Source organism: Bradyrhizobium sp. T-12, assembly GCF_058314695.1.
In genome coordinates, this window is sequence record NZ_CM177756.1 from 4,689,610 (window position 1) to 4,711,928 (window position 22,319).

Genomic DNA, 22,319 nt, shown 5'->3' on the forward strand with positions numbered 1-22,319 from the left:
AGCTTGTCGCGCGGATGGAGCTGCGCTCCGCCGCTAATCCTCGCTGGACGCAGCCGAGCGGTTGCGCAAGTAAGCCTGCGACAACAGGAAGAACAACGCGCGCTCGCCATGATATTTGGCCGACGGCCGGGTGCGCTCGAAGCCGTCGGCAAAGATCTTGCCGGACTGGTCGCATACCTGCCATCGCCAGCCAAACCGCTTGCGCCTGGTGAGGATCACTTCGAACATGTCGACGAGCTTGGTCCCTGCTCCCCGCCGGTCTCGCAGACCCACAAGCCTGCTCCGGCCTCCCCCATTTGACGGATGTCCGACATATAGCCCAGCGGAGTGGAAAGAGAATAAAATTGATGATCGGAAATACGTATCTTTCACCGGCTGTGATGAACGCGCGAGGCGCGGAATAAGCCGGCGGCGCCGGTGTTCATCGATCTCGCAGCATCGCCTTGTCGCGCTGGCGCGTATTCAAATCGGTAGCACAGGGGCAAAGGTCGGGGAGCACCGGACTTTCGTGGAGCGAAATTGGCGGTCGAGCAGCGCCCTGGCTGGATGGGCGTCCGGCCGGATTTGCGTGCGCTGGATGAGAAGTGCGGTACGATATTGCGGACGCTGTTGGATGATGAAGAGCCGGGAGCCCATCGACCGGATCGGCGCCGCGCCGTCTTGGCCCCGGCTCTGCGGAGCGGCATGTCGTGCCGCATCGCGTCCGGGACACGAAAACTACCGCGCGACGACTTCGACTTCGCCGTCGACGCCGTTCACGACGTTGAAGCCGCGCTCGTAGACCTTGCCCTCGTTCTTGGCGATGGCGCGGTATTCGCCTTCGGAGAGCACGACGCGCGGAAAGGCGCCGATCGATTCCTTGATGACGTCGCCGCCGGGGGTCAGCACCGACCAGGCGGTGTTGGCGAGCGCCTCGCCGCCCTTGTCGCTGACCAGCTTGAGCGTGATCACGGCGGCGCGGTGGGTGATGGTGACGTCGGTGAGCTTGCCGGCCTGGACGCGAATGTCCGAACGCACCACCGAGTTGGCGTCGCCATAGTTGGAGATGATGTAGTAGGTGCCTTCCGGGATCAGCACGACGTCGCCGGCGGCGACGTTCGGCACCAGCGAGGCGCGCTCGCCGGATTCGAACTGGCTGCCCTTGTAGATCGCGAACGAGATCTGGTTCTGCGGAATGCGGCTGGTGCCGACCCGGCCCTCGATGCGCAGGCCGCCGGCCGGCAGCACGAAGGATTCGCGGTCGGTCTCGGCCTTCAGGCTGACGGTGCGCACCGCGCTGACGAGGCCAAAGGCGACGTGCACGACGTAGTTGCCGGGCGGCAGCACGATGTTGGGCGAGGCGTTGCGGTCCTCGCGGATCAGCTTGAAGGTGCCGTTCTCATCCGGACGGTCGGCGAAGACACGCCAGACCAGACCGCTGGTGATCGCCGGCGTGTCCTTGCCGTATTTCGCGGTCAGCGACAGCACGCCCTGTCCGGGCACGGCCGCATTGAGCGGCGCGGCCGGCGGCACGGTGGTGACCGCGGGCGGCGGCATGCTGGGCGTGTTCGGCTGCATCAGGGTCGATGGCAGGCTCGGGGGACCGGCGCCAAGCCCGGAGGGCGGCGCCAGGTTGACGGCGCCGCCGGGGTCCGGCACCGAAGCCGGCGGCACCGGCGGCGGGCGATCGGAGAAAAGCTGCGCCCGTGCAGCGTTTTGGCCTGAGGTAACGAGGCACGCGGCAAGGATCAGCGCCGGCAGCAGCCTGCCGCTGCGCCGCCATCCGATGATGCCGTCACCCCCGCGTGTCATGCTCCTGCTTTTCACCGAAAACGCGGCAAATTCAAGCCTCTGAAACCCAAGGAAATACGGTGCCGGTTCGTTCTGTGGAACCCGGTTGACGCCTGCGTGATTAGTCGTGAGGCAATCGCCCCTCGCCATACTCCTGCCCGGTGCCCTCCCCAAAGCGGCATAAACCATGCTTCGCGCCCGGGATGGCGGAGTGCGAGTGCGGTGCCTAGTCTAATGATACGGGCTTGGCCGCAGCCTTGAGCCGCAGCCTTGGCCCCGGCGTAGGAGAGTTTCGGTGCTGGACATCTTGAAGGGGCGCGGCGCAAACGGCTCGAACGGCGAGAAGATTGGCCTTGGCCCCACCCGCCGTCCCGTCATCGGCCTTGCCCTCGGCGGCGGCGCGGCGCGCGGCTTTGCCCATATCGGAATCCTCAGGACCCTGCTTGCCAACGGCATCGTGCCCGACGTCGTGGTCGGCACCTCCATCGGCGCCGTGGTCGGCGGCCTGCATGCGGCCGGGCGGCTCGAGACGTTCGAAGATTGGGGGCGCAGCCTGCAAGGCATGCGCAACATCCTCGGCTATCTCGACATCCGCCTCAATGGATCCGGCCTGCTCGGCGGCGAGAAGCTTGCGGGCCGCCTTGAGGACGCGGTTGGGCAGACCTTGATCGAGGATTTACCGGTGAAATTCGCGAGCGTCGCGACCGAAGTCCGCACCGGCCATGAGATCTGGCTGACGCGTGGCCGCCTGGTCGATGCGATGCGCGCGTCCTACGCGCTGCCCGGGATCTTCCAGCCCATGCTGATCGGCGACCGCTGGCTGGTCGACGGCGCGCTGGTCAATCCCGTGCCGGTCTCGGCCGCCCGCGCGCTCGGCGCCGAAATCGTCATCGCCGCAAATCTTTCCAGCGACATCTTCACCCATTCCACGACGATCCATTCGCATGGCGCACCGCCCACCCCGGTGGTGCCGGAGGCGGAAGAACCGGCGGCCAAGCGGCGCTTCCCGCGGCTATTCTCTCCCGAGAGGACCATGAAGCGCGAATTCTTCGGCGGCAACGGCCGGCCCGGCATCTCCTCGGTGATGGTCGATGCCTTCAACATCATGCAGGACCGCATCACCCGCGCCCGCCTCGCCGGCGATCCCCCGGATCTGCTGATCTCGCCACGGATCGGCCAGTTCGGCTGGTTCGACTTCCATCGCTCCGAGGACCTGATCGCCCACGGTGCGCGCGCCGCCGAGCGCGCGCTGGACTCCATCCAGGAGGCGATCGATGTGCTGGCGCCGGCGCCCGCGGGGCACGCGCCGAAAGCGGACGATGGCGCCTGATCAGGCGGTCTTGATGTAGTCGCGCAGGGCTTCCTGCTCGGACTCGTATTCCTGGACCCGGCGCTTGACGATGTCGCCGATCGAGATCAGGCCAACCACCTTGCCGTTGTCGATCACGGGCAGATGGCGGAACTTGCCCGATGTCATCATCTCCATGAGCTCGGCGACCGTATCGGTCTCCTTGCAGGTGACGACCTTGCGGGTCATGACCTGAGCCACCGGCTCTTCCAGGACGGCGGCGCCGCGCTCGCCGAGCACGCGCACGATGTCGCGCTCCGACAGGATGCCTTCGAGCCGGCTCTGGTTCATCACCAGCACCGCACCGATCTTCTTCTCGCCGAGCAGCTTGACCGCGGTCGCCAGCTTGGCGTCGGGCTCGACGCTCATGATCTGGTGGCCCTTGGTGTTGAGAATGGAACGTACCGTCATTGTCGCCTCCCTGAATCCGAGCCGTCCGCCTTGGCGGTCAGGACTTGTTCTTCGAGTCTTCAACTAACAGTTTCGGCGCGGGTTGCATGCTCGCGCGCTTGTCGAAGCGTTGCCTCTATGGGCTTGTCGCTTCGGAACATTCTTCGCGGAAATGATGGATGAATTCGGGCCGCGCCGCAAGCGCCGCTTCAAATACGGTCTGAAACGTCCTGTGATGACGCATCCGCAGCATCGTTTCGCGCGCGCGGCACGGGATCGAACAGGGTGAACAGCAACAGGCCGGCGAAGAAGCCGCCGATATGCGCCTGCCAGGCGACGCTCGTGGTTTCGGAATCGATGCCGATCGCGCCGACGCCGAAGATGATGTTGACACCGAACCACACCGCGAGGAAACCGACCACCCGTCCGTCGCGCAGCGCGCGCGACAGCGGCAGCGCCGGAACCCTTGCCGCGGTATCCGCGTCCGAACGGTTGAACGACAGGAAACTGCCGCGGACGAACGCGAAGCGGATGGCGGCGGCCATCGCGCCGGACACCGAGGCCGAGGCCCCGATCATCGGCGCCACCGCATGCTCATGGGTGACGAGATGGGCGAGCGCGCCGGCCGCCGCCGTCACCGCTAGAAACAGGAAGAACCTGACGGCGCCGAAGCGCCGCGCCAGCGCGCTGCCGAACGGCAACAGCCACAGCACGTTGAAGCCGAGATGGGTCAGGTTGGCGTGCAGCAGCGAATAGGTGACGAAGCTCCAGACCTTGGCCCCGGTGCCGCCGGGGATCTGCAGATTGAGCAGCGAGGAATCGTAGCGCTTCGGGATGAAGCCGAAGACGTCGATGGTCCAGTTCTCGAGTTCCGGCGGCAGCAGCACCCGCAGATGGATCACCGCCAGCAGCAGGATATAGGCCGTCAGCGCGAACGGCAGCGTCAGGATCGGCTCGCGCGGAGCCTCCTCATGAACCACCTGGACCGCCGGCAGGCCGGGCTGAGGATCTTGCGACGAATCGTGCGGCGGGGAATCCAAGGCAGCTTCGCTTTCAGGCGCGATCGGAGCGATCCCCTTGCAGATAGTCGCCTTTGCCAGCCTTGCGCAAGTGCACAAAAGGAAAAGGCAGGGCCCTGGGAAGCCCTGCCTATCCGTGTCGGCCTTCCGGTGCCCCAGGGAATGAAGGTGAATCCCCACCCCTCCCCGGCCCGTGGCCAAACTGTTTGACGCCCTGTGTACAGACCCCGCCGAGAACCTGGAGAAACCGGCGGAGATAACCGCGATCACCATAGCAGCGCGGCGCGAGGGGCAAAGCGCATAGTTAACTTAACGTTAACGACGCAAAGACCGGCTTAACTGAGCCGAAAACGCCGCCACGGCATGGACGCTGCAAATCCCCTCCTGCACAACAAACAAGGGATCGTGGCTGCACTGAAGCGGGACAGGTTTGTCCCCTGGAGGTTGCGGCCCGGGGTAAGCGTTCAGACATGAAACATCCGTCGAGCCGCGCGTTCTTCGCGTATTGGGACGAAAAGCGTGGCGCCGCACGGGCCCCCGACCGGGCCGACATCGATCCGGCCGCGGTCCGCGGCCTGCTCGGCGACATTTTCGTACTCTCCTGCGAGCCGAAGCTCGGGTTCCCGTTCCGCGTCGCCGGCACACGCGTCTGCGCACTGGCGGGGCGTGACCTCAAGGACCAGAGCTTCGCGGCCCTGTTCGACGAGGAAAGCCGCAGCGAGATCGAGGAGATCACGACCATCGTCGCCGACGAGGCGCTAGGCGCGATCGCCGGCGTCACGGCCGTGCGCGAGGACGGCAGCAAAGCCTATATCGAGCTGTTGCTGCTGCCCTTCAACGCCCGCCCGCATACGCCGGTGAGCGTGACGGGTGTGCTCGCGCCGTTCGACGACGAATGCGGCGCGCTGTCCACCTTCACCCTCACCTCCTGGCGCTATCTGCACCAGCCGGAGAAATTGCTGCCGCGCGCGATCCGGAAATTGCAGATCGCACGTGGGCTGATGGTGTACGAGGGACTGCGATAGCCTTTCGTCCCGCGTGCGGATGGCCGTTTTTGCCGGATCTGCGTCATTCCTGATGTCGCTCGGAGCGACTAGCTTCCGCCTCGCGTGAAGCAACAAGGGTGACGAGAGCATGACATGGCGCATTCTGGCGTTGAGCGGCGTCGGCTGCGTGGCGCTGCTTGCAGCGTTGGGCGGGATCTGGCTACTCATGCTGCCTGGCACGCCGGCTCAGGGAACCACGTCCGCGATATCCCAGGACGAGACCGTGGCAACGCTTGCGGCGCTGCGGCCGCCAAAGCGTAAACGCCCGCAGATCGCCATCGTCGGCATCAACGACATGAGCGAGACCACCGACTATCTGATGCCCTACGGCATTCTCGCGCGCGCCGACGTCGCCGAGGTGCAGACATTGGCGACCCGGCCCGGACCCGTCACGCTCTATCCCGCGCTGAAAGTGCAGCCGCATGCGACCATCGCCGAGTTCGACGCTGCGCATCCCGACGGCGCCGATTACGTCATTGTGCCCGCGATGAGCCACGAGGACGATGCCGTCGTCTTGCAGTGGATCAGGAGCCAGGCCGGCAAGGGCGCGATCATCATTGGCGTCTGCGTCGGTGCCAAGGTCGTCGCCAACAGCGGGCTGCTCGACGGCCGGCAGGCCACTACGCACTGGTATTCCGTGCGCGATCTGCAGAAGCATTCCGCGATCCGCTATGTCGCGGATCGCAGGCTGGTGGTCGACCGCGGCGTTGCGACGACGACCGGCATCACCGCATCCATGCCGATGGCGCTGACCCTGGTTGAGGCCATCGCCGGCCGCGCCAAGGCGGAGGCGGTCGCCCGCGAGATCGGTCTTGCGCATTGGGATGCGCGCCACCGCAGCGAGGCGTTCCAGTTCACCCGCCCCTTCGCGCTGACGGCGATCGCCAACACGCTGGCATTCTGGAATCGCGAGCAGCTCGGAATCGCACTGACATCAGGCATCGACGAAGTCTCGCTCGCGCTCGTGGCCGATGCGTGGTCGCGCACCTATCGCTCGCGGGCCCTTACCGTCGCAGGCACGGCGGAGCCGCAGACGAGCCGCGGCGGTCTGCACATCCTGCCCGACGAGGTCACGGCCGGCTGGCCGGCAAGGCAGATGCCGCCGGCTACCGCCGACCTGCCGCCGGCGCAAGCATTGGACCAGACGTTGCGCGCCATCGATGCACGCTACGGGCCGCGCACGGCTGACTTCGTCGCGATGCAGCTGGAATATCCACGATGACGACACGGCAGCGCACCGGCTGTCGCCGATGCACTGTGTCTGCGTAAAGGCCGTTACGGCATCGCCAGATGCCAGGCGCCGTTCAGAAAGCCGTCGCCGGTGACATCGCCGGGCTTCTGGTCCTTGGCGAAGGTGTAGAGCGGCTTGCCCTTGTAGGCCCATTGCTTCGAGCCGTCGTCGCGGGTGATGATGGTGTAGCCGTCGCCGGCAGCGTCGCTCGCCTCGGCCTTCAGCACCGGCCAGTTCGTCGCGCATGGACCGTTGCAGGCGGACTTGCCGTCCATGTCCTTGTCGAAAGTGTAGAGCGTCATGCCTTTGGCATCGGTGAGCACGTTGCCCTTCTCGGTCTTGCCGGTCTTGGTCGGCGGCGCGGCGAAGGCTGTGGGAACGATCGCGAGCGACATTGCGAGCGCGAGCGCGAGGCGGATCGAAGACGTCATGAGTTCTCCTGTCATGCAATTGGCTTGCATGGGTAGGACGCCGCGCGTGGCCTGATATTCCTGAGATGGCGGCCAGGATATTTTTCGCTGCGCGCATCAAGGCAGCGGAATAAACTGAACCAACCGAGACGGAACGACGGAAAGACATGAGCAAGCCGCATTGGCGTCCCGCCCACGCATCCGACCTGCCCGCGATCAGCGCCATCGCGGCACGGGTTCATCCTGGTCTTCCTGAAAGGCCAGAAGTCATCGACGAGAAGATGCGGCTCTATCCCGATGGCTGCCGCGTGCTCATTGCCGACGACGAGATCGCCGGCTACGGCCTCGCGCATCCCTGGAAGCTGCATCAGATCCCGCCGCTCGACCGCTTGCTCGAACGCCTGCCCGAAGACGCGGACTGTCTCTATGTCCACGACGTCGCCGTGATGCCCGAGTTTCGCGGCGGCGTTCTGCGCGCCTATATCGCCGATATCGAGCAACTCGCGCGCGCATCACGCATCGCAACGCTCGCGCTGGTCTCGGTCTACGCCACGCGGCCGATGTGGCAGCGTCTCGGCTTTCGGCCCGTCGCCGTGGACGCCGCACTGCGCGCAAAGCTCGCATCCTATGGCGAAGGCGCGACGTATATGCTGCGCGACCTCGCCGCGGCGTAGGGTCCCTGCCCGGCCGGCCAGCTCACGCGGGCGTGAACCGGCGCCCTCGAACCGGATCAGATCAGGCCCCGTCGAAGGTGTGTGCGAGCCGTTCCGGTCTCGCCAAGCCGAGGCTGGAGAACATCCATGAAGCTCACCCTGTCGAAAGTTGCTTTGATTGCATGCGTTGCGACGAGCGCGTTCGCAACGACCAGCGCCAACGCGGCGCCCCACCGAACCGACGGCTGCCAGTTCGGCTTCTTCGAAAGCTGTGGCATCGTCACGGAGTCGACGACCCCGGGCCGCGCACGCCGCCCCGTCGCTCGTCTCGCCAACGATACCTCGCCGACTTACATGAAGCAGACCGATCCCCGCTACAGCTCGTCCATGCGTGATGCCGGCGGCGGCGGAGGTGGCGGTGGCGGAGGTGGTGGCGGCGGCGGTGGCGGCGGCCGCTGAGCACACACCTGACCTTTCAGATGATGCCGCCGGTGCAATCCGGCGGCATCATTTCCGTTCGTTCTGAGCGGCGGCGGCTTAGCCGCGATGCTTTTTCTTCTTCGCTTTCTTTCCAGGCGCGCCCTGCGCAGGCCACGGTGTGACCGAAGGCTCTGCGCGACCCGGCTTGTTCTTGTGCTTCTTTTTCTGAGCGAAAGACGGAGCATCGTCGAATTTCGGCCCGCGCTCGCCGTGAGGCTTGCTGCGTGGCTTGAATTCACCCTTGTCGCGCGGACGATCGTCGCGACGTTCACGATGATCGCTGTCGCGGCCCTCGCGCCGAGGCGCGTGGGACCGCTCTTCCGCAGCCTCTTGTCGCTGCGGCGCCTCCGTCATCGGCTCGATGCGGATGCTGTCTTCCTTGTCCGGACGCTTGATCTTGGCGGCAAAGGATTCGGCGGCCCGCACGGAAATCTCGAACTCGGTGGTGGTGTCCATGATCTTGATGGCGCCGATGTCGCGCTTGTCGATGCCGCCGCGGCGGCAGATCATCGGCAGCAGCCAGCGCGCTTCCGCATTCTTGCGCCGTCCGATCGCGGCGCGGAACCAGACGCTGCCCTCCGCCATGGCGTGTTTCGAGGACGCCTTTCCGGACTTTGATCGCGGCTTGGCGGCGCGATCGTCGCCGCCTTCAAACCTGTCGCGGCCGCGATCGTCGCGCGGCCGGCCGCTGCGCTCGCCGGGATCGATGATGTCCTCGGGCGACGGCAGCCGTGCGCGATAGAGCCGCGCCAGTGCGGCGGCGATGTCCTCGGCCGAGCGCTCGGCCAGCAAGGCCTGCGCCAGAGCCTGGTCGTCGGGGGTCGTCTCCTCGGTGAACAGCACGTCCTTCATGCGCTCGTGATCGAGCTTGCGGATCTCGTCCGCCTGCGGCGCCGTGCCCCAGGCCGCGTCCACCCCTGCGAGATTGAGCAGCAGCTCGGCGCGCCGCCGTCGCGCCGGCGGCACCAGCAGGACGCTCGTCCCCTTGCGGCCCGCGCGACCGGTGCGGCCCGAGCGATGCTGCATCACCTCGGCGTCGTTGGGCAGGTCGGCGTGAATGACGAGGTCGAGGCTCGGCAGATCGATGCCGCGAGCGGCGACGTCGGTCGCAACGCAGACGCGGGCGCGGCCATCGCGCAGCGACTGCAGCGCCAGGGTGCGCTCGTTCTGGGTCAATTCGCCCGAGAGAGCGACGACGGAAAAGCCGCGCTCCAGCAGTGCTGCCTGCAAATGCCTGACATGATCGCGCGTGCTGCAAAACACCAGCGCGCTCGGCGCCTCGAAGAAGCGCAGCACGTTGACGACGGCATGCTCGGCATCGGCGGGCGCGATCCGGATCGCGCGATACTCGATATCGGCGTGACCGCCTTCATCGCCGGCGACCTCGATCCGGAATGCCTGCCGCTGATATTGCTTGGCCAGCGCGACGATGCCGCGCGGGAAGGTCGCCGAGAACAGCAAGGTGCGACGCGTCTCCGGCGTGGTCTCGAGGATGAATTCCATGTCCTCGCGGAAGCCGAGATTGAGCATCTCGTCGGCCTCGTCGAGGACGACCGCCTTCAATTCGGAGATATCGAGACGGCCGCGGCGCAAATGGTCGCAGAGCCGGCCGGGCGTGCCGACGACAATATGGGCGCCGGCGGCAAGCTCGCGCTGCTCGCGACGCGGATCCATGCCACCGACGCAGGAGACGACGCGTCCGCCCGTATGCCCATAGAGCCAGGCAAGCTCGCGCTGGACCTGCATGGCAAGCTCGCGGGTCGGCGCTACGATCAGGGCGAGCGGTGCGGCCGCGGCGGCAAACTGCTCGGCATCGCCGAGCAGATCCCTGGCCATGGCGAGGCCATAAGCGAGGGTTTTGCCGGAGCCGGTCTGGGCCGAAACCAGGAGGTCGCGATTGGCGGCTTCCTCCGCCAGCACGGCGAGCTGAACGGGGGTCGGAGAATCATAGTTCCGCTCGGCCAAAGCTCGGGCGAGCGGCGGGGTCAGGGCCGGAAAAGACACGGGATGGAGAACCTTGGTTAATTCAGGCGCGGCGACAATGAGCCGAGAGGCCTGAGGCTGGCGTGCGCGGCAATCGGCCCGGCCGCACGCTGGCGATTTGATCTGGCCGCTCTTTACGCCAAGCGCGCGGAAATCACCATGCCTATGTTGCATGGCTTCGCAAGGAGAACCGCGCCTGAGGGTTGCAGCGGACACCCTATCCGACGATGCTAAACATATCCGGTGACTGAGTTGGGTTCAGGCGAAATAGCGGGTGGAGCGCAACGATGCGATTGGCAGTCATTTCCGATATCCACGGCAACCTTGTTGCGTTGGAGGCCGTGCTCGCGGACATCAAGGCGCGCGGCGCCGATCGCACGGTGAACCTTGGCGATTGCGTTACCAGCCCGCTGTGGCCGAAAGAGACTTTCCAGGCCCTGCAACAGCTGTCGTTGCCGACGGTGCGCGGAAACCATGACCGTTGGATCGAGGAATTTCCGGACGACAAGCTCTCGCCGGCAGGTCTCTTCGCGCGCAATGCATTGACCGCGGAGCAGCGTCGGATGCTCCACAGCCTGCCCTCCCAACTGTGGCTGGACGACGGAATTCTGGCCTGCCACGGCACGCCAGATAACGACACGACCTGCCTGCTGGAGGAATCGCTCGACGACGGCCGCTACGTGCCGGCACGCCGCGAGGTGCTGGCCACGCGTCTCGCGAGCGAGCCGGCGGCCCGCGCAGTGCTGTGTGGCCATAGCCATCGCCAGGCGGTCGTACAGGGTCCCGGCGAGCGTCTCGTTCTCAATCCGGGGAGCGTCGGCTGTCCGGTCTTCGGCGACATTCCGTTTGCCGCAAACCTGGAATATCGCTCACCTCACGCCCGCTACGCGATACTCACAAGGAAGAAGCGGGGCTGGCAGGTCGAACTGCTGGCACTCGAATATGATTGGGAAGCTGCGTCGGCACGTGCACTCGCAAACAACCGTCCGGACTGGGCGCAGGCGATGTTGACCGGGTATGTCAAATAGCCGGCTGGGGCGAGATATCGGAGACCACATCGGCCGGAAAGATCGCCGCCGAACGACGCTCTTGTCGCGCCTGCGACGCGAGCTCAAATCGTGCATCAAGAGACATCAAGAGGAAACATGACCGACAGCATATCACTTGCCGACAAGCTCGCGACTTTTCAGGAGCACTGGTCGCCGCGCACGATCACGACCTTCAACGATTGTGACGTGATGGTGGTGAAAGTGAAGGGCGAGTTCACCTGGCACAAGCACGACGACACCGACGATTTCTTTCTCGTCCTGAAAGGCAAGCTCGATATCGAGTTACGCGACCGCACGGTGACGCTCGGCCCGGGCGAGCTCTATGTCGTTCCCAAAGGTGTCGAGCATCGGCCAGTGGCGCGCGAGGAGGCTCACCTCATGCTGATCGAGCCGACCGGCACGCCGAACACAGGCGACAAGGCGACAGCCGCGGCGCGCAAGCTCGTCTAGCGGCCGCGCGCCCGGACGCGGCCTAGTCCCTGGAGGTTGCCGGCCGGCTGAAGCTAGCGGCCAGCCTGGCTTTTGCGCGCGCAACACTGTCCTTGACCGCACGGGCCAGCGCTCGGACGGCGCGCTAGGCTTCTGTTGCCTGCAGCCACGCCTTCGCCGCGGCGTATTTTCCGTAGGCCCAGGCAAAGGCGGGAATTCGCATCAGCTTGTCGCGCGTGAGATGAAACAGGCGCTCGACCAGCACCAGCTTGAGCAATTCGCCGACAATGAACGTCACCGCACCGCTCAGGACCTGACCGGTTGCGGTGAGGTACGCAGCAACTGGCTTGACCGGCTCGAGCATAATGACGGGCACGGAGAACAGAGCCAGCGACGGATAAGGCCGCAGGGACCTGATCCAGGCGCGCAAACGCCTGAACTGGACGTGCCGCCCGATCCAGCGCGCGATCGGCCCCGCCACGGCCATGAAGACCGCGTCCACCAGGAAGTAGATCGCAGCCAGGACGTAAGTGACCGGTTTCAGGATTCGCTTCACGGCATCTCTCCCGCGAAGTGAAAGCCGGAACCTGGGCCTAAGTTTCACCTCGATGCTGATAGTCCCGGAAAATCAGATGGAACTTTTGGCCATTCGCCGCGCTCAGATCTCCGCATAGACCTCCAGCAGATTGCCGTCGGGGTCGCGGAAGAACAGCGTGCGGTGGCCGAAGGACTGGTTCGTCGGCGGCGACACCAACGCCACACCATGCCGCACGAGTTCATCGGCGCATTGGTCGACCTCCGTGGCCGACACCTTGAACGCCAGTTGCAGCGAGGCGCTGCCCGCCGGCGTCGGCGCATCAGCGGCCGTGCGGCTCGGCCGAGCCAGCGCCAGCGTGTTGCGGCCGAGGCCGTACTCGATCCAGTTCGGCGACAACTCACGAAGTAGCGGGAAGGCGAGCACGTCCTCATAGAACCGCCGCATCGCGGCCATGTCGCGTACGAAGATGACGGTGTAGTCGATCGCGCGGATGGCGTGGAAGGAGGAGCGGTTGCGCTGGGCTGGTGTTTGTTCGTTTGTCATCGTGGCCCTTATTCCAAACTCCGGTTCGTAGCCCGCATGGAGCAAAGCGGAATGCGGGAGCGGCGGTCCCGGATTGCGCTGCGCTCCATCCGGGCTACGAAGCCCGAGATAACGCCGCGAGATCGTGCGGGACGGACGGCATCTTCTAGTCCACCAGCTCAGGCCATGGCACGATGGTCGACTTCACCGTCTTCATCGCCATCGCGTCCTTCACGGCCTGCGCGACGCCCTCCTCCGTGAACGGATAGATCGTCTGCATCTTCAGCCATGGATATTTCTCTCGAGTCCGATAGAGCATGTCGACGCCGAGCGGCAGGTCGTTGCCAGTGAAACCCCAGGAGCCCAGCACGTTGAGGTCCTTGGTGCAGATGCGGTGCCAGGAGGTCTCGATCGAACCGGCGTCGGTGAACTGGCCCATCTCGACATAGGTGCCGCCGTCGCGCAGCATCTCGATGCCTTCGGGGCCGGCGGTCGGATGGCCCGAGCAATCCATCACGAGATCGGCGCCGAAGCCGCCGACAATCTCGCGGACGCGCGCGATGCGCTCCTGGGGCGACTTCAGCTCCTCGATATTCACGGTCGCCTCCGCGCCGAACTCGCGGGCGAGCTTGAGCCGCGGCTCCTCCGGGGCGCCGACGCATATGACGCGCCCTGCCCCCATCTCCCTGGCCGCCGCGACCGCGAGAATGCCGATCGGCCCCGAGCCCTGGATCACCACCGTATCGCCCCAGCTGAATCCGCCGGCGCGGCTGGCACGGTTGAAGGCGCGGATGCAGGAGGTCAGCGGCTCGGACAGTGCCCCCAAGCGCAGCGACATGTCGTCGGGCAGCTTGTAGATCTTGGTGCCCGGCAGCATCTCGAGATCGACATAGACATATTCGGCCCAGCCGCCCCACATGTGCGGCGCCTTGTCGAAGCCGAGATAGCGGCCGTAATAGACCGGCGTCAGACACTTGTTGGCCGTCTGGGGATAGTGGATGCAGTAATAGCAATGGCCGCACGGCATCAAGGGCGGGATCATCACCTTCGAGCCGACCTTGAGCGGCTTGCTCATGAAGTCCTCGGTGAACTCGTCGCCGCATTCGACGATGACGCCGCCGAGCTCGTGACCGAGCGTGAATGGCCAGGGCAACGGCTTCGGCCAGTGGCCTTTGAGGATATGCAAATCGGTGCCGCAGACACCGCACGCGCCGACCTTGATCAGCGCCGCCTTGCGGCCGACCTTGGGCCACGGCACGGTCTTGATCACGGGCTCCGAGCCGGGACCGGCGTGGGTGCAGACGCGGATCTGTTGCATGGCAGTTTCCCCATTGCCCGTCTGTTATGATTGGTTGGTGCGGGCGTAAGGCGAAACGTATGTGAGATGCGCAGCCGTGCCAAGCCGAAGTCTCGTAGCCGCATGGAGCGTGCGGCAGCGGTGCATGGCGACTATCCAATCCAAGTGTCTTGAGCGTTCAGCACTGAACGTGTAAGGCCGCAAGCATCCCTTCCAGGCAGCGCCCCTTGAACCCCTTGCCCCAAAATCCCATCGCCGTGTCCGGCTCGTTCGCGGCGATGAAGTCGGTGCCGTATCGGCTCCAGTTCATCGCCTACGTGCTGGCGATGATGGCCGACAATATCGAGCATGTGATCAGCTATTGGGTGGTGTTCCAGAAATTCCATTCGCCGACGCTGGGGGGATTTGCCGTGCTGTCGCACTGGCTGCCGTTCCTCTTGTTCTCGGTCGCGGTCGGCGGGCTCGCTGACCGCGTCGATCCACGGCGCATCATCCAGTGCGGCATGCTGCTGTTCATCACGGCCTCCGCCGGCTGGGGCTTCTTTTTCATCACCGACACGATCGAGATGTGGCACGCAATGCTGCTGCTGGTGATCCATGGCTGCGCCGGCGTGTTGTGGCAGACACCGAACCAGCTCCTGCTCTACGACCTCGTGGGACCTGCGGACCTGCCGAGCGCGGTGCGGCTGAACGCGATGGCGCGCTATCTCGGCATCCTGGTCGGACCTGCCGTCGGCGGCGTGATTATGCTGACGCTCGGCACCTCGCACGGCATCATCTTCAACACGCTGTTCTATTTGCCGATGCTGCTCTGGCTGTTCTGGGCACCCGTGCGCGACAAGAGCGTCGCGGCGCGGCGCTTTGCCGTGCGCGGCCTTGCCGACATCGTGCTGACCATCCGCGCCATCGGCACCCAGCCGGTGCTGACGGCGATGACGTGGCTTGCCGGCCTCACCTCCTTCATGATCGGCAATGCCTACCATGCCCAGATGCCGGGCTACGCCGGCGATCTCGGCCATGGCGATCCCGGCGTCTCCTACAGCGTGCTGCTCGCGGCGGACGCGGCCGGCGCGCTGCTTGCCGGCATCGCTCTGGAATCCTGGGGACGGCTGAGAGGCACGCCGCGCACCGCGATCCTGCTCGCGATGCTCTGGAGCGTGGCGCTGCTCGGCTTTGCGTTGGTGCCGGTCTATCCGATCGCGATCGCGCTCTTGTTCTGTGCCGGCTTCTTCGAGCTCTCGTTCAACACCATGGCGCAGGCGCTGGTGCAGCTGAACGCGCCGCACGACATTCGCGGCCGCGTCGTCGGCCTCTACAACATGGCCGGCCTCGGCATGCGCGCCTTCAGCGGCATCACCGTCGGGGTATCAGGCGCGGCGATCGGAATCCACTGGTCGCTCGGGCTGTCGGCTGCGGTGCTGCTGGCGCTGCTGGCCCTGCTGCAGTGGCGGGCGACGAAGCCGGCCTGAGCGGGCCTTTCGGGTGTGTGGCTTTTCGAACGCATTGTGTCTGTCCGTTGCCGCCGCACCCAATCCTAACGCGGCATTAACCCTATGCACCTTAGGGTCGTCCCGGACTCCGCCCGGGCGGGGGGTCGGGTGTTGAAAATGGCGTTGGCGAACAAAAAATTTCTTCCGGCCGCCGAGGAGCGTCGGCGCTTCCAGCGGGTGAAAGTGCACCTGCTCGGCCGCTACATGCTGCCCGACCGCCGGGAATTCCCCTGCCAGGTGATCAACATGTCGCCCGGCGGGCTGGCGCTGCTCGCCCCCGGCATCGGCAATGTCGGCGACCGCGTGGTCGCCTATCTCGACCATATCGGCCGCGTCGAGGGCAAGATCACCCGCATCATCGACAACGGCTTCGCCATGACGATCGGTGCAACGCCCCGCAAGCGCGACAAGCTCGCGGCCCAGCTGACCTGGCTCGCCAACCGCGACATCCTCAACCTGCCGGAGGACCGCCGTCACGACCGTATCGTGCCGCGCAACCCGATCGCGGTGCTGACGCTCGAGGACGGCACCAAGATGACCTGCCGCATCATCGACCTTTCGCTGTCGGGCGCCGCCATCGCCGCGGAGAACCGCCCGCCGCTGAAATCGACGGTCCTGCTCGGCCGGGTCCAGGGCCGCGTGGTCCGAAACCTCGAAGACGGCTTCGCGCTGGAGTTCTTGCACGCGCAGCCTATCGAGACACTCGAAGAGAGCGTTACCGCGCGGTAAAGCGCGAGAGCGCCAAAACCCCCGTATTTCCTGCCCTGAAGGCGGCCTCCGCGATGCGGACGCCGCCTTTTTCTTGGCGCGCGACGGCCCCAGCGCGGGTTAACGCGCGGCGCGTTTGCATGTGGAAATGGCGGTTCCGTCAGCGTTTCCGCGTTAATCGATACAATTTGAATCAATTGCAGTTGTTTCAAATTTTATGAGAATTCGATTCAAGTATAGATCGAATTCGCCGCAGGTTTTACTTGTATTCGTCTCGACTTGACTTGGTCGACTTAGCGGCAACTCAAAAGCTCCGTGCGAAATGTGGTCCCAACAAGAAACGGGGGCCGCAATGTTTGACTTCAGGGGACAGGGGAAGAAGCTGGCGCTCGCCGCCATGCTCTTCGGGATCAGCGCGGCAGCGCAGGCCGGCGAAGGCCGTCTGCTCTACGCGAGCCTCGGTGACACCACGCGTGCACCGATCGGCTGGGTCGAATTCTGTGCAGACAATGCCGCCCAGTGCCAGGGCGCACCGACGCAGCCGCGCGACATCGTGATGTCGCAGGGTGCATGGCGCGACCTCGTCAAGGTCAATCGCTGGGTCAACGAGACCGTCAAGCCTTTGACCGACCAGGAGCACTGGGGCGTGATCGAGAAATGGTCGCTGCCGACCGACGGTTACGGCGACTGTGAAGACTACGTGCTGTTGAAGCGCAAGATGCTGATCGATGCCGGATGGCCGCGCGAGGCCCTGCTCATCACCGTCGTGCGTGACAAGAAGGGCGAAGGACACGCGGTGCTGACGGTGAAGACCGACAAGGGCGAGTTCGTTCTCGACAATCAGAACGAGAACGTCGTGGCCTGGACGGAGACCGGCTACCGCTTCGTCAAGCGCCAATCGCAGAGCGATCCCAATGTCTGGGTCTCGCTCGGCGATACGAAGCCGGCGGTCTCCACCGCCAGCGCCAGAGACTGACAGGAACGAGACAACAGGTTACGCGACCCGGTCACATCCCCACCCCTCCCCGTCCCAGACCGGTTCGCGCGCGGCCAGGCTTCCCCCAAAGCCTGGCCGCAACTTTTTTGACGTGCTTCAGCCTGCAGTGATCACGGACGAGGCCGACGCTGGCTCGCCTCGATCCTCCATGGCTCCGGGTGGCGATGCGGCATTGCCGCGCTCCAGCTGCGTAGCGCGCACTGATCTCGGCGGCGACCCGAACATCCTCGAATAGGCCCGCGAGAAGGCGGCAGCGCTGCCAAACCCCACACGACGAGCTACGCCCTTCACCTGCCCGCCTCGCATCAGCTCCCGCTGCCCAAGCATCAACCGCCAGCCGTTGAGATAAGCAGCGGGTGTCGTGCCGAGAATTCTGGGAAAGACATCCATGAAACGGCTGCGGGACATGCTGGAGAGTTCGGCCAGCTGCTCGACAGTCCAGGATTTCGCAGGATCATCGTGCATCGCGACGATCGCGCGCTGCAGAGCAGGATGCGACAGGCCAGCAAGAAGGCCCGGCTCCGTCGCACCCGCATCGATCGCCTCTCGCAGCACCAGCAATACGATCAACTCGCAAAGCCGGTTCAGCGCGACGCGCTGCCCGCAGCGATTGGCGTGCCCCTCGGCGACGAATGTGCCCACCACGGCTCGCAAGGTCGGGCGACTGTCGAGATCGATCTCCACCGTTTCAGGCAGCGCCTTCATCAAGGGATTCGTTGGGCCGCCAAAATCGACCGTGGCGGCGATCAGCAGGTCAGGCACGGATCGATTGTCGGCCCTGCCATAGAGGATCACCCGCTCGGCCACACCAGCCCGGCCGGTCACCACGAGATTGGCCATCCCACCCGCAACGTCCGGTGAAACCGAGACCACTGACAGGTCAAAAGCCTCGAAGAAGGCGGCCAAGCGATCGCGCTTGGCCGCGACTGGACTTTTGATCATGTAATTCGGATATTTCATGCTCCAAAGTGTGACATAGGAGGCAAGTCTTCGCAACCGGCCGGACGAATGGCCATTTCCCCAACGGAGCCCCCATGCTCACCCCCCGATACAAGGCACCGGATCTGAAGGTCGAAACGCTCGGCCGCGGCCGCTTCGATCTTGCGAATGAGGTGCCACAACGCTTCACTCTGATCTGCTTCTACCGGGGGCTGCATTGCCCCATCTGCGCCAACTATCTCAAAGAGCTGGAGCGCCATACTCCGGCATTGGCCGAGCGCGGCGTGACGACGATCGCGATCAGCTCGGACAACGAAGAGCGCGCGCGGTCGATGGCCGAGAAGGTCGGCGCCTCTGCGCTGCGTTTCGGCTATGGGCTTAGCCTTGCTAAAGCACGCGAATGGGGCCTCTACATTTCCGCCTCGCGCGGCAAGACCTCGATCGGCATCGAGGAGCCTGCGCTGTTCTCCGAGCCGGGCGTATTCCTGATCCGCCCCGACCAGACCATCTATTACCTCGCAGTGCAGTCGATGCCCTTTGTGCGCCCAAACTTCGGTGAGATGGTGCAGGCGCTCGACTTCGTCATCAATAACGACTATCCGGCGCGGGGCGAATATACCGGCGTCGTCTGAGGCCGAGAGCCGAAAGTCAGGATCGCGCGGGCATCAAGCTTGCCAGGTGCAGCGGACCCGCGTGCTCCCGATCTGTTACATTCAGCACGACTAGACGCCCAGCACGTCGGCAAGCCGCAGCTCGTCGGCCGCCGGATCCTTCAGGAACAGTTCGGCTTCGATCTCGTCCAGATGCGACAGCATCTGCGCGCGCGCGGCTTGCTTGTCGCGGTTGCGGATCGCGGCAACGATGCCGGCGTGATGATCGGTGCCGCAGGCCGGCGTGTCGTGGCGGCGATAGAGCAGAATGATGAGCGAGGAGCGCGCGATCAGCTCCTTGAGGAAGCCGAGATAGATGCTGTGGCCGCTCATCTCGGCAACGAGCCGGTGAAACTCGCCGGAGAGCCGGACCGAGGCGCGGGCATCGCCGCGCAGCTCGGCCTCGCGTTCCTCGGCAAGGTGCTGCTGGAGGCGGTCGAGCCAAGCCTGCGAGACGGCATCGATGGCGTGATCGACGATGGTGGGCTCGATCAGGCGGCGCGCCTCGAACACTTCGCGGGCATCGGCCGGCGTCGGCCGCGCGACGAAGGCGCCGCGGTTCTTCTCGATGTTGACGATGCCCTCATGCGCGAGTTGCTGCAGCGCGGTGCGGACCAGCGTGCGGCTTGCGCCGTAGATCTCGCCGATCTCGTCCTCGCCGAGCTTGGTGCCCGGCAACAGGCGATGCTCGAGGATCGCGGCGGTCACACCCTCCCGGATGCGGCTGACGCGATCACTCGCATCGGGCGCGTCGGATTTGGGGCGGGGCTTGGCGGCCATGGGTTCGAGGGTTGAGCTTGAGGGAGGATCGGCGACATTCGCTTTTCGATGTTAGTCGACGACCTGTATCCAATCACAGGCGGAAGTTTATACAATCTTCGCCTGTTTTGTGTGCAGATGGCTGGGCACAGGGCGGGCGGGCCAGAGGCGCAGGATTCGATCTAACGATCTGACACCGCTGCACAGTTTCGGGATTCGGCCGGCGAAGCGGCGGTTGGCACGGACCTTGCGGAGAGAGGCCGCAAGCACCGCCCTCCCTGGACATGCCATGGCCACTCCCGCCGCCCTCGAACTGGTCGCCGTTACCAAGCGCTACGACACGACGCTGGCGGTCGACACCGTCAATCTGAAGATCCCGGCCGGCACCTATTGCTGCCTGCTCGGCCCGTCCGGCTGCGGCAAGACCTCGACCCTGCGGATGATCGCGGGCCACGAGGCTGTCAGCGAGGGCGACATCATCCTGGGCAGCCAGAACGTCACCGAGCTGCCGCCGGCCGAGCGCGGCACCGCCATGATGTTCCAGTCCTACGCGCTGTTTCCGCATCTGAGCGTGATCGACAACGTCGCCTTCGCCCTGAAGATGCGCGGCGTCGACAAGCCGACGCGCCACAAGCGCGCCGGCGAACTGCTGGAGCTGGTGGCGATGAGCCAATATGCGGGCCGCCTCCCCGCGCAGCTCTCCGGCGGCCAGCAGCAGCGCGTGGCGCTCGCCCGCGCACTGATCACCGAGCCGCAGATCCTGCTGCTCGACGAGCCGCTGTCCGCGCTCGATCCGTTCCTGCGGGTGAAAATGCGCGGTGAATTGAAGCGGCTGCAGCGCGAGCTCGGCATCAGCTTCATCCAGGTCACCCACGGCCAGGAAGAGGCGATGGCGCTCGCCGACCATATCGTAGTGATGAACCACGGCCGGATCGAGCAGCAGGGCACGGCCCGCGACATCTTCCACCGTCCCCGCACCGAATTCGTGGCGCGCTTCATCGGCGGCCACAACGTGCTCAGCGACGCCGGCAAGCTCATCGCCGTGCGCGCCGATCAGCTCGGCATCGCGCCGTTCGCCGACGGCGCCTTCGGTGCGCCGGCGCTGTTGACCCAGACCGAGTACCAGGGCTCCTACATCGCCGTCTCGCTCACGCTCGACGACGGCACCGCCCTGTTCTCCCACGTTCCCGAAGCCACTTTCGACGTCCACCCGTTCCGTCCGGGCGATCGCGTGTTGGCCACCTGGGATCCCGCCAAGGCGCAACGCCTGCAATAGCGCCGATCGATCACTGGAAATGCGCAACAAAGGAGTGAGCGAAATGACCGAGACGACCAGGACAACCGGCGTCAGCCGCCGCACGCTATTGAAGGGCACCGCGGGTCTCGCCGGCTTTGCCGCCGGCTCCGGCGCCATCACCGGCTTTCCCTATGTGAAGTCGGCCGAGACCAAGGTGCTGCGCTATCTCGGCACCGCCGTGAACGAGGGCGACGACATCTCCAAGCAGTGCCTGAAGGACACCGGCATCAAGATCGAATACATCACCGCGACAACCGACGACGTCACCAAGCGCGTGATGACCCAGCCGAACTCCTTCGACGTGCTGGACACCGAATATTTCTCGCTGAAGAAGATCGTGCCGTCGGGCAACATCCTTGCGCTCGACGCCAGGAAGATCAAGGAATTCGACAACATCACGCCTGTCTTCACCAAGGGCGAAACGCCCGGCGGCAAGAAGATCGGCGGCCAGGGCACCGCGCCCTGGAAGGTGCTGTATCTCGAGGGCAAGGACTCCAAGAAGTTCGCGACGTCGGCGACCGAATTCGTAACGCTGATCCCGACCGTCTACAACGCCGACACGCTCGGCATCCGTCCCGACCTGATCAAGCGGCCGATCAGCTCATGGTCGGAGCTGCTCAACCCCGAATTCAAGGGCAAGGCCTCGATCCTCAACATCCCCTCGATCGGCATCATGGACGCCGCGATGGTCGTGGAAGCCACCGGCAAGTACAAATATGCCGATAAGGGCAACATGACCAAGGAAGAGATCGATCTCACCATGAAGGTGATGACCGAAGCCAAGAAGGCCGGCCAGTTCCGCGCCTTCTGGAAGGACTTTAATGAGAGCGTCAACCTGATGGCGTCAGGTGAAACTGTCATTCAGTCGATGTGGTCGCCGGCCGTGACCAAGGTGCGCTCGATGGGCATTGCCTGCACCTTCCAGCCGCTGAAGGAAGGCTACCGCTCCTGGGCGTCCGGCTTCTGCGTCTCGAAGGGCGTGTCGGGTCCCAAGCTCGAATGGGCCTATGAGTTCGTCAACTGGTTCCTGTCGGGTTATGCCGGCGCCTATCTCAATCGCCAGGGCTACTACTCCGCCGTGCTCTCCACCGCGAAGGCGCATATGGAGCCCTACGAGTGGGCGTACTGGATGGAAGGCAAGCCGGCCGAGAAGGACATCAAGGCGCCCGACGGCTCGCTGCTGGAGAAGGCCGGCGCCGTGCGCGACGGCGGCTCTTATGAGGACCGCATGGGCGGCGTTGCCTGCTGGAACGCCGTGATGGACGAGAACGACTACATGGTCCGCAAGTGGAACGAGTTCATCGCGGCGTAACG

Annotated in this window: 24 protein-coding genes; 13 read left to right on the forward strand and 11 right to left on the reverse strand. The window is 65.0% G+C overall.

Annotation, left to right across the window (positions count from 1 at the left end; all coding sequences use genetic code 11):
* Positions 1-33: 33 nt before the first annotated feature.
* Both AC0WRY_RS22350 and AC0WRY_RS22355 read right to left on the reverse strand, forming a co-directional pair.
* Entirely contained in the window at positions 34-273 is a 240-nt protein-coding gene (locus tag AC0WRY_RS22350; RefSeq protein WP_246776305.1) for a hypothetical protein, read from the reverse strand.
* Between the two features lie 444 nt (positions 274-717).
* Positions 718-1,791 (reverse strand): RgsD C-terminal domain-containing protein, encoded by a 1,074-nt coding sequence (locus AC0WRY_RS22355; protein WP_194402980.1) that lies wholly within the window; start codon positions 1,789-1,791, stop codon positions 718-720.
* A gap of 274 nt (positions 1,792-2,065) precedes the next feature.
* Between AC0WRY_RS22355 and AC0WRY_RS22360 the strand changes: the two genes are divergently transcribed.
* Entirely contained in the window at positions 2,066-3,100 is a 1,035-nt protein-coding gene (locus tag AC0WRY_RS22360; protein WP_194402981.1) for a patatin-like phospholipase family protein, read from the forward strand.
* On the opposite strand, the gene AC0WRY_RS22365 is transcribed toward AC0WRY_RS22360, so the two are convergent.
* Together AC0WRY_RS22365 and AC0WRY_RS22370 are read right to left on the reverse strand one after the other, a co-directional pair.
* Positions 3,101-3,529, reverse strand: coding sequence for a CBS domain-containing protein (locus AC0WRY_RS22365; protein ID WP_194402982.1), 429 nt, complete (start codon positions 3,527-3,529; stop codon positions 3,101-3,103).
* Positions 3,530-3,717: 188 nt separating this feature from the next.
* A complete protein-coding gene (locus tag AC0WRY_RS22370; protein ID WP_371746118.1) occupies positions 3,718-4,548 on the reverse strand; it encodes a rhomboid family intramembrane serine protease in 831 nt (276 codons plus the stop codon).
* Positions 4,549-4,997: 449 nt separating this feature from the next.
* Between AC0WRY_RS22370 and AC0WRY_RS22375 the strand changes: the two genes are divergently transcribed.
* Together AC0WRY_RS22375 and AC0WRY_RS22380 are read left to right on the forward strand one after the other, a co-directional pair.
* Positions 4,998-5,552: a PAS domain-containing protein gene (locus AC0WRY_RS22375; protein WP_194402983.1), complete on the forward strand. Its 555-nt coding sequence runs from the start codon at positions 4,998-5,000 to the stop codon at positions 5,550-5,552.
* 109 nt (positions 5,553-5,661) lie between these two features.
* Positions 5,662-6,795, forward strand: a complete 1,134-nt coding sequence (locus AC0WRY_RS22380; RefSeq protein WP_194402984.1) for a DJ-1/PfpI family protein — start codon at positions 5,662-5,664, stop codon at positions 6,793-6,795.
* Between the two features lie 53 nt (positions 6,796-6,848).
* Here AC0WRY_RS22380 and AC0WRY_RS22385 read toward each other — a convergent pair whose 3' ends face one another.
* Positions 6,849-7,235 carry a COG4315 family predicted lipoprotein gene (locus AC0WRY_RS22385; protein WP_194402985.1) on the reverse strand — a complete coding sequence of 129 codons (387 nt, stop codon included), beginning with the start codon at positions 7,233-7,235 and terminating at the stop codon, positions 6,849-6,851.
* Between the two features lie 146 nt (positions 7,236-7,381).
* On the opposite strand from AC0WRY_RS22385, the gene AC0WRY_RS22390 reads away from it, so the two are divergent.
* Positions 7,382-7,888: a GNAT family N-acetyltransferase gene (locus AC0WRY_RS22390; RefSeq protein ID WP_194402986.1), complete on the forward strand. Its 507-nt coding sequence runs from the start codon at positions 7,382-7,384 to the stop codon at positions 7,886-7,888.
* Positions 7,889-8,014: 126 nt separating this feature from the next.
* Complete coding sequence (locus AC0WRY_RS22395; RefSeq protein ID WP_194402987.1) at positions 8,015-8,326, forward strand: hypothetical protein; 312 nt, start codon at positions 8,015-8,017, stop codon at positions 8,324-8,326.
* A gap of 78 nt (positions 8,327-8,404) precedes the next feature.
* Here the strand turns inward: AC0WRY_RS22395 and AC0WRY_RS22400 are convergent, their stop codons facing one another.
* Positions 8,405-10,351, reverse strand: a complete 1,947-nt coding sequence (locus AC0WRY_RS22400; protein WP_194402988.1) for a DEAD/DEAH box helicase — start codon at positions 10,349-10,351, stop codon at positions 8,405-8,407.
* 266 nt (positions 10,352-10,617) lie between these two features.
* Here AC0WRY_RS22400 and AC0WRY_RS22405 point away from each other — a divergent pair, with 266 nt between their 5' ends.
* On the forward strand, positions 10,618-11,358 hold the full coding sequence (locus AC0WRY_RS22405; RefSeq protein ID WP_194402989.1) for a metallophosphoesterase family protein: 741 nt from the start codon (positions 10,618-10,620) through the stop codon (positions 11,356-11,358).
* A 117-nt stretch (positions 11,359-11,475) separates the two neighbouring features.
* Positions 11,476-11,829 (forward strand): cupin domain-containing protein, encoded by a 354-nt coding sequence (locus tag AC0WRY_RS22410; protein ID WP_194402990.1) that lies wholly within the window; start codon positions 11,476-11,478, stop codon positions 11,827-11,829.
* Between the two features lie 124 nt (positions 11,830-11,953).
* On the opposite strand, the gene AC0WRY_RS22415 is transcribed toward AC0WRY_RS22410, so the two are convergent.
* The 3 genes from AC0WRY_RS22415 to AC0WRY_RS22425 form a co-directional block, all read right to left on the reverse strand.
* Entirely contained in the window at positions 11,954-12,364 is a 411-nt protein-coding gene (locus AC0WRY_RS22415) for a hypothetical protein (protein ID WP_491120917.1), read from the reverse strand.
* Positions 12,365-12,466: 102 nt separating this feature from the next.
* Positions 12,467-12,889 carry a VOC family protein gene (locus AC0WRY_RS22420; protein ID WP_194402992.1) on the reverse strand — a complete coding sequence of 141 codons (423 nt, stop codon included), beginning with the start codon at positions 12,887-12,889 and terminating at the stop codon, positions 12,467-12,469.
* A 145-nt stretch (positions 12,890-13,034) separates the two neighbouring features.
* Complete coding sequence (locus tag AC0WRY_RS22425) at positions 13,035-14,186, reverse strand: zinc-binding dehydrogenase (protein ID WP_194402993.1); 1,152 nt, start codon at positions 14,184-14,186, stop codon at positions 13,035-13,037.
* Positions 14,187-14,443: 257 nt separating this feature from the next.
* Here AC0WRY_RS22425 and AC0WRY_RS22430 point away from each other — a divergent pair, with 257 nt between their 5' ends.
* The 3 genes from AC0WRY_RS22430 (at position 14,444) to AC0WRY_RS22440 (ending at position 17,339) form a co-directional block, all read left to right on the forward strand.
* Complete coding sequence (locus AC0WRY_RS22430) at positions 14,444-15,634, forward strand: MFS transporter (protein ID WP_194408373.1); 1,191 nt, start codon at positions 14,444-14,446, stop codon at positions 15,632-15,634.
* Positions 15,635-15,772: 138 nt separating this feature from the next.
* Positions 15,773-16,384, forward strand: a complete 612-nt coding sequence (locus AC0WRY_RS22435) for a PilZ domain-containing protein (protein ID WP_194402994.1) — start codon at positions 15,773-15,775, stop codon at positions 16,382-16,384.
* Positions 16,385-16,715: 331 nt separating this feature from the next.
* The gene (locus AC0WRY_RS22440) at positions 16,716-17,339 is read left to right on the forward strand and encodes a transglutaminase-like cysteine peptidase (protein WP_194402995.1); all 624 of its coding nucleotides are present in this window, start codon (positions 16,716-16,718) and stop codon (positions 17,337-17,339) included.
* A 117-nt stretch (positions 17,340-17,456) separates the two neighbouring features.
* Here the strand turns inward: AC0WRY_RS22440 and AC0WRY_RS22445 are convergent, their stop codons facing one another.
* On the reverse strand, positions 17,457-18,320 hold the full coding sequence (locus tag AC0WRY_RS22445; RefSeq protein WP_246776306.1) for a helix-turn-helix transcriptional regulator: 864 nt from the start codon (positions 18,318-18,320) through the stop codon (positions 17,457-17,459).
* Positions 18,321-18,394: 74 nt separating this feature from the next.
* Here AC0WRY_RS22445 and AC0WRY_RS22450 point away from each other — a divergent pair, with 74 nt between their 5' ends.
* Positions 18,395-18,931, forward strand: coding sequence for a peroxiredoxin-like family protein (locus tag AC0WRY_RS22450; protein ID WP_194402996.1), 537 nt, complete (start codon positions 18,395-18,397; stop codon positions 18,929-18,931).
* Between the two features lie 90 nt (positions 18,932-19,021).
* Here AC0WRY_RS22450 and AC0WRY_RS22455 read toward each other — a convergent pair whose 3' ends face one another.
* Positions 19,022-19,729 carry a GntR family transcriptional regulator gene (locus AC0WRY_RS22455; RefSeq protein WP_194402997.1) on the reverse strand — a complete coding sequence of 236 codons (708 nt, stop codon included), beginning with the start codon at positions 19,727-19,729 and terminating at the stop codon, positions 19,022-19,024.
* Positions 19,730-19,997: 268 nt separating this feature from the next.
* Here AC0WRY_RS22455 and AC0WRY_RS22460 point away from each other — a divergent pair, with 268 nt between their 5' ends.
* Together AC0WRY_RS22460 and AC0WRY_RS22465 are read left to right on the forward strand one after the other, a co-directional pair.
* On the forward strand, positions 19,998-20,984 hold the full coding sequence (locus AC0WRY_RS22460; protein WP_194402998.1) for an ABC transporter ATP-binding protein: 987 nt from the start codon (positions 19,998-20,000) through the stop codon (positions 20,982-20,984).
* 43 nt (positions 20,985-21,027) lie between these two features.
* Entirely contained in the window at positions 21,028-22,317 is a 1,290-nt protein-coding gene (locus AC0WRY_RS22465; protein WP_194402999.1) for an ABC transporter substrate-binding protein, read from the forward strand.
* Positions 22,318-22,319 lie beyond the last annotated feature (2 nt).